The organism is Staphylococcus sp. FSL K6-0223 (genome assembly GCF_038008285.1).
The window spans coordinates 493,182-509,019 of record NZ_JBBOYX010000003.1 but is presented as its reverse complement, the minus strand read 5'-3'; the positions used below and the strand labels follow the sequence as shown (position 1 = coordinate 509,019).

The following is a 15,838-nucleotide window of genomic DNA, read 5'->3' as shown; positions in this document are numbered from 1 at the left end:
GTATTGGCCATCCATTTTCTAAAATAAAAATTAACAGAAAATTTAGAAAAAAGAGCGAATGTGCATTGACGCTTTATCTTTTAAGTAGTAGTTTAAAAATAATATCACTTAATAAAGGGGATGTAAGGAATGAAAATAGCAATTGCGGGTTCTGGCGCACTTGGAAGTGGGTTTGGAGCCAAACTGTTTCAAAATGGTTATGACGTATCTCTTATAGATGGTTGGGAACCCCAAGTCACATCTATTCAACAGGAAGGCTTACATATTGATATTAATGGTGAGGGATATCATTTTGACATTCCTATGCATTGTCTCTCACAAATTCCGTCTAATGAACTTTACGATGTTATATTTTTATTTCCTAAATCTATGCAATTAGAGTCAGTGTTAGATGCAATCAAACCTCATATTCATAAAGAAACCATTGTGGTTTGTACGATGAATGGGTTAAAACATGAACGACTCATTCGCAATTATGTAGAAGATGCCCGTATTGTTCGTGGTGTCACTACATGGACAGCGGGTATAGACGTTCCGGGTCATACTCACCTTATGGGAAGCGGTCCCGTAGAAGTTGGTTGTCTTGTTCCAGAGGGGATCGATAACGTAAAAATTATCGTAGATATCCTCAATCAAAGTGAATTAAATGGAGTCGTAAGCGAAGTTTTACATCAATCAATTTGGAAGAAGATTTGTGTTAACGGCACAGCGAATGCATTGTGCAGTATCTTGGAGTGTAACTTAGCCACTTTAAATGAAAGTAGCTATGCCAAAAATTTAATTTATAAATTAACACAAGAAATTGTTCATGTTGCAACATCTGATCATGTTCACCTTAATGTTGATGAAGTTTTTGAATATCTAATAGACTTGAATGAAAAGGTAGGTCCGCACTATCCTTCTATGTATCAAGATTTAATCAAAGATCATCGTAAAACTGAAATTGACTATATTAATGGTGCAGTTGCACGATTAGGCAAAGAAAATCATATACCCGCTCCAGTGAATGAATTTGTGACAAATCTGATTCATTCAAAGGAAAGTCAGTTAAACGCACAATAAATAATGAAGTAGGACATTTGTTTTAACTTTTTTATAAGATGATAAAGAAGTTATTCAATGTGCTACTTCTTTTTTACAATATGCTTTAGCTTTTTTGAAAAGGGTAAACACAAAAGTGAGTATAAAAGGAGATGTTATGATGTCTAGTACATGTAAAAGAATCATGGTTACAGGCCTTGTTGGAGGCTTCATTGGAGGAGCTATTAAAATGGGATGGGAAGCGTTAGTACCGCCGAGAACTCCTGAACGTGAAGAAGAGCCGCCACCTATGACATTATTAAATCAATTAGGCTTACCTGAGAAGATTAAACATGCTACTTATAACTACAATCAAAATGAAATACCAATAGCTGTGATGGGCATTCATTATGGCTTTTCAATTGCACATGCGTTCGCATATGCGATTCTTGCTGAAAGATATTCCAAAGTAACTGTTTTAAGAGGGAGTTTATTTGGCATAGCTATAAATATTGCATTTCATGAATACTTGTTACCTCGTGTAGGTTTAACTCCTGAAATTGATGAGTTACCTAAAGAAGAACGTATTTCTGAATTACTAGGTCATATTGTTTGGATGAATGCTATTGATTACGTTAGATCAGCTTTAAAATAAAGTTAAAGTTATTGAGGAAATTCATTTTAAAAAATAGAAAGAAAAGGTGAATAAAATGACTAAAATATTTGTAACAGGAGCAACAGGTTTAATTGGCACGAAATTAGTAAAACGTCTTAAAGAAGAGGGACATGAAGTCGCAGGTTTTACTACATCAGAACATGGTAAACAGAAATTGGAAAATGCAGGTGTGCAACCTTATGTCGGTGATATTCTTAGAGCCGACACAATTGATGCAGCTATAGAAGCTTTTAAACCTGAAATCATTATCAATCAAATTACTGATTTAAAAAATGTAGATATGAGTGCGAATACTAAAGTGAGAATTGATGGTTCTAAAAATTTAATGGATGCTGCAATTAAGCATAACGTTAGAAAAGTAATCGCGCAGAGCATTGCTTTTACCTATGAAGCTGGTGAAGGATTAGCTACAGAAGAAACGCCTTTAGACTATAATTCTACCGGAGATAGAAAAGTCACAGTCGATGGCGTAGAAGGTCTTGAAAATGAAACTAAACGTCTAGGAGAATATGTTGTTTTACGTTTTGGTTGGTTATATGGACCAGGAACTTGGTATGGCAAAGATGGCATGATTTATAACCAATTTATCGACGGCGATGTTACATTAAGCGATGGTGTTACATCATTTGTGCATCTTGATGATGCTGTAGAAACGTCTATTCAAGCGATTGATTTTGACAATGGTATTTACAATGTAGCAGACGATGAACCTGTTAAAGGTTCTGATTTTGCTGAATGGTATAAGAATCAATTACAGGTTAATCCAAAAATAACAATACAACCCGCACAACCATTTGAACGAGGTGTGACGAATGACAAATTCAAAGCACAAGGTGGTAAACTCATCTATTCAACATGGAAAGATGGTATGAATCCTATAGAATAAAAGAAATGCACTATTTAGAGTGTTTAGTTCATCTTCTATATAGATGTCTTCACGCTCTAAATAGTGCTATTTATATGGTCTATTAATTCAAATTATTACTCTGTTTTATTAGCTTGGTTTAGTTCTAATTGATCTTTAAGTTTGGCTGCTTCTTTTTTAGCTTGTTTCCCATAATAAGAGTGTGCAAGATGCATTTGAACTATTAGGAATGCTGCACTGATACTCCAGTATAGACCAAGTGCTGAAGCGGAAGTTAAAGAAGCATATGTAATGAATATCGGCGAAACTACCATAATTACATAATATGTTTTTCTTTGATCTTTAGGGTAATGAATTGAATTGACTAATGGTTGAATAAAGTACATACTAGCTGCGATAATTGTCATAATTAAATTTGGTTCAGTTAAGTTAAACCACAAGAAATGAGGATACTTAGTGATTCCATCACTTGTTGGATATTTCAAACTCATGTATAACCCCATTAGTATTGGTATTTGAATAATTACCGGAAAGCATCCAATCATGTTTTTAAAAGGGTTAATTCCATATGATTTATATTTCTTCATTAATAATTGATTAGCCGCATTACGTTCTTCTTGAGTGTCAGCCTTTTTGATTTTCTCTCTAATCGCATCTAATTCTGGTTTTACCACATTCGTTTTCTCACGCATCATATGCATATTTTTCACTTGAATTACCATTAAAGGTAGTAATATAAATCGTACAATAAGAACAATAACAATAATAGCTAAACCATAATTGTCATTAAATAATCTACCTAAAAAGTGAAGTAAGCTGTCCATTGGTTTAACAAATAAATTATAGAAAAAGCCTGTTTGATTCTCTTTTTTCGAGTAATCACAGCCGGCTAAAAATATTATTAAACTTAACAATATTAAAGCAAGTCGTTTGTGCATAGTCATCTTCCTTTTTATCTCTATCTCTAACAATATAATTGAATTTTAACAAAAAATTACGTACAAAGTATTTATAGATATAAAAAATTGCACACTCTAAAAGTATCAAAATTGAAACTTTAGAATGTGCAATCATTCTTAAATGTAAAGATTCATTGCTTAAGTGTTAAAATCTGATATTTAACTTTTGGGATGACGTGTCAAAACATTAATGGCTAACCATATCATCATCATTAACAAGAAAAGGTAAACACTCGTTAACAGCCACTTCGCATGTGCAGGTAACCATGATAATACAAATGTCCAACTTACATTTCCTAATATAAACAAAGGAAGTAAATAAATAGCAATACTCAATATGACAAATAATGTGATGATCAGGAGGAATGTTATAAATGGAACTTTCCTTTTATCATAGATTACACGTTGGTGTTTTAAGTGATTAAGTCGTATTAAACTCAGAAGTAAAAACATGAATGCCCCAAGACCGGTTATAATAGTTATCGTATGATTAAAACTTTTAGACTCATCAATTTTTTGTTCAATAGTTGTATAGTGATCATTATTTAAAATTTGTGAACTTAAGTTTTCAGCTAGATTTGCTACTTGAGATGAATTCATATTTCCTAACACGACAATTCCGTAAGATTTCGTAGGATTAAGTAAAATTTCTGACGAGAAATTATTAAGAGTACCTGGATGAGAAATAATGTGGCTGCTCGAATTAATAAACCAACCTGCAGCATAACCATCATCGTCTGATTGATTTTCAGTTTCTGAAATCTTTTGATGTGATTGTTTGATTATAGAATTCATTTTAGATGAAGGTTTTAATTGTTGTTTAACCCAATTTTCTAAGTCTTTGGTGCTCGTCATCATAAAAGCTGATGGGGTATCACCAATATTAAATTCAGGTGTAGTCTTTATAGCTTCACCACTTACTAATTCATAGCCAGTAGCTTCGTTTTTACCTTTTTTACTTGTAGTTTTGAAACTAGTATGTCGCATGTGTAACGGCTCTAATATATGTTCTTTAATATATGATTGATAAGATTGATGTGAGACGTTTTGAATAATTAAACCTAGGATATCATAATTCATATTTGAATATTCGAAGCTGTCACCAGGCGCATTATTCAATTCTTTCCCTTTAGCATATTCAACGATATGTTTCAGACTATTATAATCTTCCGAATAATGATCCTCTTCAGTAATATCACTCGGTATGCCACTTGTATGTCCTAGCAATTGTTTAATAGTGATATCTTTTTTCTCATCGTTATATGTCATATAAAAGTCTGGAATGTACTTTGATACTTTATCATTTAAATTTAATTTACCTTCTTCAGCAAGTTGAAGAATCCCATATCCAGTAAAAGCTTTCGTATTTGAAGCAATTTCAAATTTTGTTTGAGGGGTCACTTTCATTTTTTGATCCACATTGGCATAACCATAACCTTTGTTTAAAAAGACTTTATTATCTTTAACAATAAGCACGGAGACACCAGGTATCTTACCATTATTCATTGCTGAGTGAACGATATGATCGATTTGTTTCTGTGAATGATGGGTAAGCATACTCTCCGTTTTACTATGAGCGGTATAATGTTTTGTTAATATACCACTTAATATAAGAATCATCATGGCTACAATAGTGATGATAAAATGTTTCTTTTTCATTGCGCTTTCCTCAATTAATCTTGGTATTTACATTCGATTGTGTACAACCCAAATGCGATAAGTGTTTATTATTATACCAGCTTTCTTGAAAAATACTTCATAAAAAGACTCGTTACATTGCTATCAATCTTTTGTATAGTTAAAAATTTTGTAAAACGCAACTAAAAATAAGTGTACTTTAACACTAATGGAGTAAATGATATATTAAAAGATGACTTGAAAACCTATACATTTTATAGAGATGGGAGTATAGTTTAGCCATTGATAAAGAGTTAAAGAGGTAAGCGTTATGTTTAATCAATTTAAAAGACTTTTAATCGGGCGTCCAAAGAAAAATAGAGACTTAAAGGATGAAAAAATTACTAAATTTAAAGGTTTAGCAATCCTGTCTTCCGATGCTTTATCATCTGTTGCCTATGGACCAGAGCAAATATTGATCACTTTATCAGTAATTGGTGCTGTTGCTTCATGGTATACTTTACCAATCGCTGGTGCAGTTCTTATCTTACTTGCAGCTTTAATCATGTCATACAGACAAGTTATATACGCATATCCTAAAGGTGGAGGTGCGTATATGGTTTCTAAAACGAACCTCGGTGAGAAATGGGGATTGCTCGCAGGTGGTTCACTATTAGTAGACTATATTCTAACCGTTGCAGTTAGTATTTCATCAGGTGCAGATGCGTTTGTCGCTGCTTTTCCAAGCTTATACCATTTTAAAGTGTTAATTGCTTGTTTATTAGTTTTGTTCATTTTAATTATGAATTTAAGAGGGCTTACAGAATCAGCCACTGTACTTTCTTATCCAGTCTATTTATTCATAATAGGATTAATTGTATTAATTATTGTAGGAACATATCGTGTTGCTATAGGAGACGTGCAACCACATATGCATTCAACTGTTGGCACTGCAGTACCGGGGGTAACATTATTCTTACTGTTAAAGGCTTTCTCTTCTGGAGCTTCTTCTTTAACAGGTGTGGAAGCTATTTCTAATGCTGTCACCAACTTTAAGGATCCTGCTCCGAAAAATGCAGTCAAAACATTAGTAACTATGGGGACTATTCTAGCAGTTTTACTTGTAGGAATCGTGGGGCTCTCTTACGTTTATGGTGTAATGCCTCAAACAGAGACTACTGTGTTATCTCAACTGGCCTCAAAAATATTTGGTAATAACGTTGCATTCTATTTCGTTCAAGCAACAACAGTAATGATATTAGTATTAGCTGCCAATACTGGATTTACTGCATTTCCAATGTTGGCTGCATCAATGTCTAAGGATAAGTATATGCCACGTATGTTCATAGTTCGTGGTGATCGTTTAGGATATTCAAATTCAATTATTGTTTTAGGTGTCTTGGCGATTATATTAATTATTGTGTTTAACGGAATGACTGAAAATCTAATTCCATTATACGCTGTAGGTGTGTTTATTCCATTTACATTAGCACAATTTGGTATGGTCTTGAAGTGGGTAAAAGAACGTCCTAAAGGTTGGGGTATTAAACTATCATTTAACTTAGTGGGTGGAACAATTACTTTTATCGTATTTATGATTCTTCTAATCACTAAATTTACTCAAGTATGGCCAATATTATTCTTCTTACCATTTGTAGTATCTGTATTTATGAGAATTAATACGCATTATAAAAATATAGCTCAACAATTACGCTCAGATATCGATGTACATGACATTCCTGTTGTAGATCGTAATTTAGCTATTGTGCCAATACCTAGTATTACGACGGCGGTTGATAAGTCAATTTATTATGCTCAAATGTTAGCTGATAACGATGTTATCGCAGTCCATGTCACTTTTGGAGATGAAGATGATAAAGCATTAATGGAGAAATGGAAACGACACTTCCCAGATGTAAGATTAGTTATTTTACATTCAGAATATAGAAGTATCATTCGTCCAATCTCAAGATTTATCGACAAAATTCGTAAAAAAGCGAATGATCAAAACTATTTAATCACAGTAGTTGTGCCTGAATTCATTCCCAAAAAACCATGGCACAATCTACTTCACAATCAAACAAGCTTCAGATTGAAAATGCATTTGATCTATCAAAAAAACGTTATATTATGTACCATTCCATTTAAATTAACTAAATAATGTGAGACAGTATGAGAGAACAAGTAACCATACTAAATAAGGCTCAGAAAGATTGATCACAATCTTCTTTCTGAGCCTTTTTATATACATAGCTATTTAAAAGTCATATTTTTGAAATGATAAGCCTTATTCTTTTGATTCCTGAGATAAAACAATTTCATTGTAATTAATATTTTCACGAATTTGTGTTGCAACATCATTCGTTATTTTATTACGTTGGATTAACTTATCCAGAATAGTTCTTTGTTTATATAAACCTTCTAATTTTAACTTTCTTAAATTTTCAGGAACAAGGTCATTTTTACTTTGTGTTTGGGATTTAGTGGATTTAAAGTCTTTGCGTGAATGACTACGTAACATACGTAATAATGAATAATATTGATTGATTACTAAACTTACCTCTAAAACATTCGAGCTATCTTGTTCCTCTCGTAATCTCAACACGATATGGTGGTTGACGATGCGCAAGATTTTTTGAACTTGTTTGTAACTATCATGGAACTGCTGTTTTCTCAATTTACGTTCTTCTTTTAATTCTTGTCTTGAATTTTTATATGCTTCACGCTGCTCACGAATTCTAGTTTTATTGTCACTTGTTGATTGATGTGATGCTCTAAGTCTCGCATGCTCTTGTTTATGAACTAAACGTTCTTCTTTTTTACGATTTTTTCTAGCTTTAAAACGCAAGTAAATCATTTTAAAGAGTCGAGTAAATTTCTCTACAAACGTTTTCTCATTATAAGCTTGAGTAGCATCCATGACATTACGATAGTCTCGAACATTTGTAGCATCAATTTTCCCATTATCGATAAGCTTTTGTAACGTATTTGTTTCCACATCTTCTGCAATATCTTCTAAACGTCGCAACTCTTTTGTATTTTTACTATCAGGTTCAATATTTAATAGAAATCCTAATTCTTGAAAGTATTGGTTCATCACTTGTCTATAATCTATGGAAGGATTGTTTTTAGATTCATTTTTAAAATGATCTATCACATTCTGAACGATAAATATTTTCGCTTCTTGGTAACTCATGCCTTTGAAATGTGATACTTCTTCAGAAGGCGTGATGAGCGGTAAAATGACTTGAGCTAATATTAAGCTGATTAATACCATCAATGATGCAATGAATAATAAATCGTTGCGATATTCAAAACGATGTCCATTACTAATTACATACGGCAAGGTCAATGCCATAGATAGTGAAATCGTTCCGTGAATTCCACACATTGTCATTATAAAAGCATAGTGTGCTCGATTGGGAGGTGTTTCTTCTTCATCTGAGTTATCCATGTAATATTGAATATTTTTCGGGAAATAAAAGTCTTTATACCATACAAATACCCAAATAAAACGAAATACATAAATAGCGAGCGCAATGAGTAGGGTAAACATTATTAAGAATTTAATATTTTCAGGTTCATCTTTAACAATTTCCATAACAACCTCAGGTACGATGAATCCAAGTACAACAAAGACAAAGCCATTCAGTGCATAACTAAACGTATTCCAAATTTGTGTAAAGTTCATTTGTAATTCTGTTTGTGCACGGATTAATCTATCACGTTCTAAACCATGAATTAAACCTGCTACTACTACAGCTATAATACCTGATGCATGCAATGTTTCAGCTATATAGTAAATAGCGAAGGGTGTCAATAATTGGATAAATGTTAATGTGTTATTATCTTTTAATCCTTTGTTCGCTGTAAGGTAGATACGTATTCTCACGACAATAATACCGAAGATGGCACCGACTAATATTCCGATGATTGTCGAAATAATAAATTGTTCGATAGCGTTAATTGCTGAAAAAGCACCAGTGACAAGCGCAGTGACCGCAATTTTAAATGAAATGATACCTGCTGCGTCATTCAGCAATGATTCCCCTTCTAGAATAGACATTGATCCTTTAGGTAAAACTTTCCCATTTGTAATGGCTGATACGGCCACAGCATCAGTAGGACATAAAATCGCAGCTATCGCGAAAGCAGCTGGCATTGGTAAATCGGTCCAAATCCAATGTATAAAGTAACCGACGCCAATAACCGTTGTAAAAACTAAGGCCATTGCCATTAAAATGACGGGTTTACGGTATTCCAATAATTTAGAACGAGACACATGCGTTCCTTCAACAAATAATAATGGGGCAATAACGGCCATCATAAATACTTCTGAATCAAATTCGAAATGCATTGGAATAGGTAGAGTAAAGATGACAACACCTAAACCAATCTGAATAAATGCAGTTGGAATTTTAGGAAACATATTATGTAAGACAGAACTTACAATGACTGCAAATATAAAAATTAAAAAAGCTTCTAATAATTCCATATGATTCTCCTCTATAAATCAATAACATATATTTTACCATTTAAAAATGTAAATCACATATACACAACTTTTAGCAGAATTTAACTTTAATTTGTATTAATTATTACCCCAAAAAAAGAAAGCGGAACAAAAAGAATTGTTTATAATTCTTTCATAGTTCCGCCACTCAAAGAGTAATAATTGAAGACATCTTATATAAGCGCAAGAATAACAAATTATATTCTTTAAGATGTTTTTAAAGAGAACATTTATATGTTTTTAGTTTGCTTTTGATTGCTTAAATGTTGTTTTTCAGCTAACGCTTTGGCATTTGATTTATATTTTTTATAGTAGAAGAATAAGAATATGAACCAGATTGGCGAAATAAAGATTGCTGCACGTGTATCAGCACTAAAGAATAATAATATAAATACAAAGAAGAAGAAAGCTAATACGACAAACGCGACGCCTTGACCACCGAATAATTTAAATTTACTATTTCTATGTGCTTCAGGGTCCTTTCTAACATAAACTATATATGACACGATAATCATTGCCCAAACTACTAAAAAGAGTACAGTTGATAAAGTCGTAACATATATAAATAGTTTAATTGCATCTGGGAAGATAAAATTTAACAACGCTGCTACAAGTAAAGTGATCGATGATACGAACATTGAAAGGTAGGGCACGCCGTTAGAATTTGTTTTAGTTAATACTTTAGGTCCCAAACCTTGTTTAGCTAAACCAAACAAGATACGACTATTTGAGTAAATACCGCTATTTGTAGCTGAAGCGGCTGCAGTTAGGACAACAAAGTTCACTATACCAGCCGCAAAAGGTATGCCAATAATACTAAATAGCTTTACGAAAGGACTACTATCTGGGTCAATGTTATCCCATGGAATGACTGACATGATGACTAATAAACCACCGATGTAGAAGAGTAAAATTCTAATAGGAACATTATTAATGGCTTTAGGGATAGTCTTTTCAGGATCTTTCGTTTCACCAGCTGTTACACCGATAAGCTCAATACCAATAAAGGAATAGACTGCTATTTGAAATGACATTAAGAATCCGAAAGGACCATGTGGGAACATGCCTCCGTGCTTAACTAAATTGGTAAATGAAGCATGACCATAATGCGTTTTAAATGATAGGAAAATTAAAACCAATCCAACAATTACCATCGCTACGATAGTTACAACTTTAATGATTGAGAACCAAAATTCAAGTTCTCCAAATAAACGAGCACCTAATAAATTAAATGAAATTAAAATCAGTACAATAAATAACACAGTTAACCAATGAGGGACCTGAGGATACCAAAATGCGAAATATTGCCCCATGGCTGTTAAATCTGACATACTCGAAACGACCCAACAAATCCAATAAGTCCAACCTATTACGAATCCTCCAAAAGGCCCTAAATATTCATTTGCGATATCTACAAATGAATTAAATTTAGAGTTACTTAATAACAATTCTCCCAAAGCACGCATAAATGCGAATAAAATAATCCCAATAATCATATAAGTAAATAATAGTGACGGTCCAGTTAAAGAAATAGTTTGCCCAGAACCTAGAAATAATCCAGTTCCAATAGCACCACCAATAGCAATTAATTGGATATGCCTATTATTTAACTCCCTATGCAATTGTCTAGCCATAGACTTCCTCCTCAGAAAAACAAATGTTTATGAAAGCGTTTTCTTTCGTCTAATATTATAGAAACAATTTTGATAAAGCAATGATTTACAGAAATATAAGTAAATACATTTATAAGAGTGTTTATGATAATAAATACTTATGATTTTTTAGAATAATCAAAAAATTAGATTGATATTATTTGTATCTATAAAAATTCAGTAAAGCTAAAAAATATACTTAATTATAATCTTATTTTTGTAAATAGCAAGTAATATTACTAAACTGATTAATTAACTTTAATTTCTGGATATGTAATAATAAAAATTATTGTAATCTAATGTAAGAAGGGTCAAATCATGAAAATAGGTACAATTTCAGATTTACATATTGATCGCCACCCAAAACTCAAACCGGAAAGCTATCTCAATATTTTGGCAGAGGTAGTTAATGAGAGGAAATTGGATATATTATTGATTGCCGGAGATATTTCTAATGATTATAAAATGAGTTATCAGTTTATTGTCCATTTAAAAGCCATGATACAAATTCCAACTTATTTTATACCTGGGAATCACGATTTGTGGTCCGATGGCTCGGATAAATCATCAACTGAGATCTTAGAATTTTATAAAACAAAAGAAGAATGTTTAATAGGACGTCCATTGATTGTTAATGATGAGTGGGCCATTGTTGGTCATACAGGTTGGTATGATTATAGTTATGCAGATAAGCGGTTTTCATTAGACAAAATTAAAAAAGGCAAACATTACGGGGCGACATGGCAAGATAAAGTAAGAATTGACTGGACTACGTCAGACCAACAGTTGTCAAAAGTGGCTGCCCAAATGGTAGATGAAGATATCAAGAACGTTGATGACCGTAATATTATTTTAATGACACATGTGGTTACACATCCACAATTTGTTGTACCTACACCACATCGAATTTTTGATTTTTTTAATGCATTTATTGGGACGCAAGATTTTGATTATATTTATGAGAAATATCCTATTAAATATAGTATTATGGGGCATGTTCATTTTCGAAAAGAACTAAGAGATAGTGATACAACTTACATGTGCCCGTGTCTAGGTTATCAAAGACAATGGAGAACGTCTGATTTAGCTAAAGAAATCAATCATGCGTTAATAGATTTCCATATTTAAAATTTAATTGTAATTAAAAAATATCTCGAGACAACAACGCTTTGTCTCGAGATTTCACTTTCTATTATGGTTGAACGAATACACACATTTGGCCTGGGGCGTTATAACTACGTTCTAATTTTTGTTTTTTAATTCTGATTATCTGTTTATGATTTGGAATGATTGAAGGTATTACAATTCCTTTAGTTAGTTGTGTCCACAAAGGATCAATATAATAGTAATAAGTATCATCATAACCTATTAATAATGTGACATGAATGTTCGATACAAGTCTAGTAGGTTTATTATCAAGACGGAACACGCGGTGAAAGGGTCTAGCACCTAAACTTGTATGATATATAATGACAGGTTGTCCTTGATCAATTACGCGTTCAAGTTGTTTTAAGCTAGAACCTGAACCATCTTTAACACGATTGTCATATTGCTTGAGGAAAGGAACGAATGCAGCAGGAAAGATGGTTTGGTGGTAACCTAACTTCACTAACAGTGGGTGGCCTACGTAACCTTTATATGGATTGTTAGGATGTTTAGGCCATTTGCTCATAATTTCCGTTGCTTTAATTGAATGATGATTAAATTGTAGTAACATTGCTGCAGATACGCCTTCACATCCCATAACCATAGGGATTGGAAATAATTGACTTATAGGTTTAACTGGTAAAATGGTTTTCTTCATAATTTCTTCCTCAACAAACTGGTATTCATTTAATATTTAATATTATATAACGTGCCATTCATTTAGTATATTAAAATGTTTGTTCTATTTGATGAGGTTATTATTTTGAAAATGGGTTATAAGATAATTGAGTAAAATTAAAATGGGGGAGATGAACATGGACTATAGAATAGAAAATATTGAGAGCACAAAAGTCATAGGCGCTTATAGACATTATAAAAGCGGAGGACACGCTCAAAGTAATATTCCGGATTTCTGGGAAGATGTGCATACTATGAAATTAGATGAACGATTATTGCAAAAAAGCGATAACCAATTGAACGGTTTGTTAGGTGTTTGTCTGCCTAAAGAAGATAGAACAATGGATTACGCTATAGGTGTGACAAGTACAGAAGATCCTCATGATGGTTTAGAGACATTCAACTTAGAAGGTGGAAAGTATTTAGTTGTCGAAGCTAAAGGACCTGTCCCTAAAAGTGTTCAGCAAACAATGAATGATATACATCATGAACTTATTCCTAGAGAAAATATTGAAATAAAACAAGCCCCATTCTTTGAGCTATACGGACCAGGTGATACACAAAGTGAATCTTACGTCACTGAGATATGGATGCCAATTCAATAATAATAATGAAACCTCACTTCCACATGTTGAAGTGAGGCTTTACTTTTTAATGAGATATAGTGTTTTTTGAATAAAGCTTAAAATAAATGAATTGTAGTAAAACTAGTAAGATAGCAGTAACACTAATTATAAGTAAGTAGGGAGTCATATCATGTTCACCATTTAAACCAACTAATGGAGAGATAATCCCTCCTAATATAAACTGGAACAAACCTAGCAAGCTAGAGGCATTACCACTACCTCCTGTTCGCTCTTCCATTGCCATTGAAAAGCCTAATGGCGCAATTGAAGTAACTGGCGAAATATTAATGAAAAATGCGATGAGTAATACATATAAAGGAAGATGTAAAGCTAACGTCGCAATAAGTAATATTACACCTACAATTTGCATAATCGTTAAATAAATTAATAATTTTTGACGACTAATTTTTTCTACTAGTAGTGCAACAATTTGGCTAACTATGATTAATCCTACACCGTTAATAGCAAGCATCACGCTGAATTGAGGTGCACTCATGTGATAAATTTTTTGAGTAATAAAAGGAGATGCTGATGAATAACTAAATAACATCACATAGGTTAAACCTTGTAGCAACATAGGAATAACGAATGTCGGTTTTTTAAGTAAATACAAGAAATCTTTAAGTATATCTTTAAATTGAAGACGTGTTTGCATTGTTTGAGTATGGGCTGGCATTTTTAAGAAAATACCAATTAAAACTATAAAAGCGATAAGCGTTAAAAATGCAAATATCATTCTCCAGTTAGATATAGATAATACAAAACCGCCTAGCAATGGTGCTAATATGGAAATAATCCCGTTAACTACCATTAATGAGGCTAAAAATTTAGCTAATTCATTACCATGATATTTATCTCCAACAGACGCTTTAGCGATGACGATAGCACCGCCACTTGTTAAACCTTGTATCAATCGTAGAATTAAAAATACCGTTAAGTGACCGGTAAATATAGATAAAAAAGTGGCTACTAAATATATCATCATCAATATCGTGGCAATTCGTTTACGACCAAAGACATCTGAAATAGGTCCAAATAAGAATTGCCCAAGTGCGAGTCCTATCATTGCAAAGGATAGTGTCAATTGGATTTCTGAAGTTGTAGTTCCAAAATCATGTTGTACTTTAGGTAAAGAAGGTGTATATGTATCGATCGTAAGTGGACCGAATGCTGTCATGACACCTAAGATAATGATTAATATCATTGAAAAGTGCTTGGCACTTGAATGAGTCATAAATAATCTCCTTTGAACAAATTACAACATCAATTATATACGTTTTACATGTGTTTGTAAGTACTAAACTTAAATACTAATTTGTGTATACATAAAAAAACTAGCAAGGTCGTTACCCTAAACGACCTTGCTAGGTTAGTGTGATTAATTACTTTGTCCATCAGAGCTTGAACCGTTTAATATACTTTCTAATTTTGATTTAATGCTATCAAATTTAGTGTTGATATCTTCAAGCATACTATTAATTTTACTTTGATTTTCATTGTTTTGTTGTGCGTTGTTAGCATTTTTTAGTTTATCAAGTTGTTTTTGATAAAATTGTGTGAATTTAGAATCAGCATTATTTTCTTCTTTTTGTTTTAATTTATCAATTTCATTTTGTAATTTGCTAATTTGAGATTCACTATTTTTATTATTTTTAATATCACTTTTCGCCGAGTCAACTTGTTTGTTGATATCATCATTTTGACTTTCAACTTGTTTTTTATAATTTTGAGACACATTAGGATCATTATTTACTTTATCATCATTGTGATTCATGATGGCACGGGTAACAAAAATGGCTACTATAATAAGTAAAATAACTATGATAGCAATAAGCCATTTTTTAGTTCGACCTGATTTTTCATTTTCCTCTTCAAGTTGTTGTTCACGACGATAATCACGACCATTATAGTAACGTTCTGGTTCATCCTCAAATTCTCGTTGATTAGAACGTTGACCGTTCATTTTATTTGGAGATTGAGCTCGATTTCGAAATTCGTCTTCTTCAGCTCGACGTCGGTGGTTTTGATATTGATTATCGTATTTGTATGAATCTCTATACTTATCTGTTCTTTTCATAATGTCACC

Annotated in this window: 13 protein-coding genes; 6 read left to right on the top strand and 7 right to left on the bottom strand. The window is 32.5% G+C overall.

All coding sequences use genetic code 11. The features are described from left to right. Nucleotides 1-129: 129 nt before the first annotated feature. From MHI13_RS19800 to MHI13_RS19790, 3 genes are all read left to right on the top strand, one after another. On the top strand, nt 130-1,062 hold the full coding sequence (locus tag MHI13_RS19800) for a 2-dehydropantoate 2-reductase (protein WP_002432930.1): 933 nt from the start codon (nt 130-132) through the stop codon (nt 1,060-1,062). 139 nt (nt 1,063-1,201) lie between these two features. Continuing rightward, nucleotides 1,202-1,675 (top strand): DUF1440 domain-containing protein, encoded by a 474-nt coding sequence (locus tag MHI13_RS19795; protein ID WP_016898595.1) that lies wholly within the window; start codon nt 1,202-1,204, stop codon nt 1,673-1,675. Between the two features lie 55 nt (nt 1,676-1,730). Further along, nucleotides 1,731-2,582 (top strand): NAD-dependent epimerase/dehydratase family protein, encoded by an 852-nt coding sequence (locus MHI13_RS19790; RefSeq protein WP_064210168.1) that lies wholly within the window; start codon nt 1,731-1,733, stop codon nt 2,580-2,582. Between the two features lie 95 nt (nt 2,583-2,677). On the opposite strand, the gene yidC is transcribed toward MHI13_RS19790, so the two are convergent. Then, entirely contained in the window at nt 2,678-3,499 is an 822-nt protein-coding gene (gene yidC, locus MHI13_RS19785; RefSeq protein ID WP_002432847.1) for a membrane protein insertase YidC, read from the bottom strand. Between the two features lie 180 nt (nt 3,500-3,679). Continuing rightward, entirely contained in the window at nt 3,680-5,179 is a 1,500-nt protein-coding gene (locus MHI13_RS19780) for a serine hydrolase domain-containing protein (RefSeq protein WP_002432549.1), read from the bottom strand. Nucleotides 5,180-5,468: 289 nt separating this feature from the next. Between MHI13_RS19780 and MHI13_RS19775 the strand changes: the two genes are divergently transcribed. Further along, complete coding sequence (locus MHI13_RS19775; protein WP_002432693.1) at nt 5,469-7,298, top strand: APC family permease; 1,830 nt, start codon at nt 5,469-5,471, stop codon at nt 7,296-7,298. A gap of 126 nt (nt 7,299-7,424) precedes the next feature. Here the strand turns inward: MHI13_RS19775 and MHI13_RS19770 are convergent, their stop codons facing one another. Together MHI13_RS19770 and MHI13_RS19765 are read right to left on the bottom strand one after the other, a co-directional pair. Continuing rightward, entirely contained in the window at nt 7,425-9,632 is a 2,208-nt protein-coding gene (locus MHI13_RS19770; RefSeq protein WP_002432893.1) for a cation:proton antiporter, read from the bottom strand. 248 nt (nt 9,633-9,880) lie between these two features. Then, nucleotides 9,881-11,284, bottom strand: coding sequence for an amino acid permease (locus MHI13_RS19765; RefSeq protein WP_002432511.1), 1,404 nt, complete (start codon nt 11,282-11,284; stop codon nt 9,881-9,883). Nucleotides 11,285-11,620: 336 nt separating this feature from the next. Here MHI13_RS19765 and MHI13_RS19760 point away from each other — a divergent pair, with 336 nt between their 5' ends. Further along, the gene (locus MHI13_RS19760) at nt 11,621-12,430 is read left to right on the top strand and encodes a metallophosphoesterase (protein WP_002432317.1); all 810 of its coding nucleotides are present in this window, start codon (nt 11,621-11,623) and stop codon (nt 12,428-12,430) included. A gap of 64 nt (nt 12,431-12,494) precedes the next feature. On the opposite strand, the gene MHI13_RS19755 is transcribed toward MHI13_RS19760, so the two are convergent. Next, nucleotides 12,495-13,106, bottom strand: coding sequence for a C39 family peptidase (locus tag MHI13_RS19755; RefSeq protein ID WP_002432648.1), 612 nt, complete (start codon nt 13,104-13,106; stop codon nt 12,495-12,497). 157 nt (nt 13,107-13,263) lie between these two features. On the opposite strand from MHI13_RS19755, the gene MHI13_RS19750 reads away from it, so the two are divergent. Next, a complete protein-coding gene (locus MHI13_RS19750; RefSeq protein ID WP_037579301.1) occupies nt 13,264-13,731 on the top strand; it encodes a GyrI-like domain-containing protein in 468 nt (155 codons plus the stop codon). Nucleotides 13,732-13,777: 46 nt separating this feature from the next. On the opposite strand, the gene MHI13_RS19745 is transcribed toward MHI13_RS19750, so the two are convergent. Further along, a complete protein-coding gene (locus tag MHI13_RS19745) occupies nt 13,778-14,986 on the bottom strand; it encodes a multidrug effflux MFS transporter (RefSeq protein ID WP_002432579.1) in 1,209 nt (402 codons plus the stop codon). 144 nt (nt 14,987-15,130) lie between these two features. Then, nucleotides 15,131-15,829, bottom strand: a complete 699-nt coding sequence (locus MHI13_RS19740) for a hypothetical protein (protein WP_002432309.1) — start codon at nt 15,827-15,829, stop codon at nt 15,131-15,133. Between the last annotated feature and the right edge of the window lie 9 nt (nt 15,830-15,838).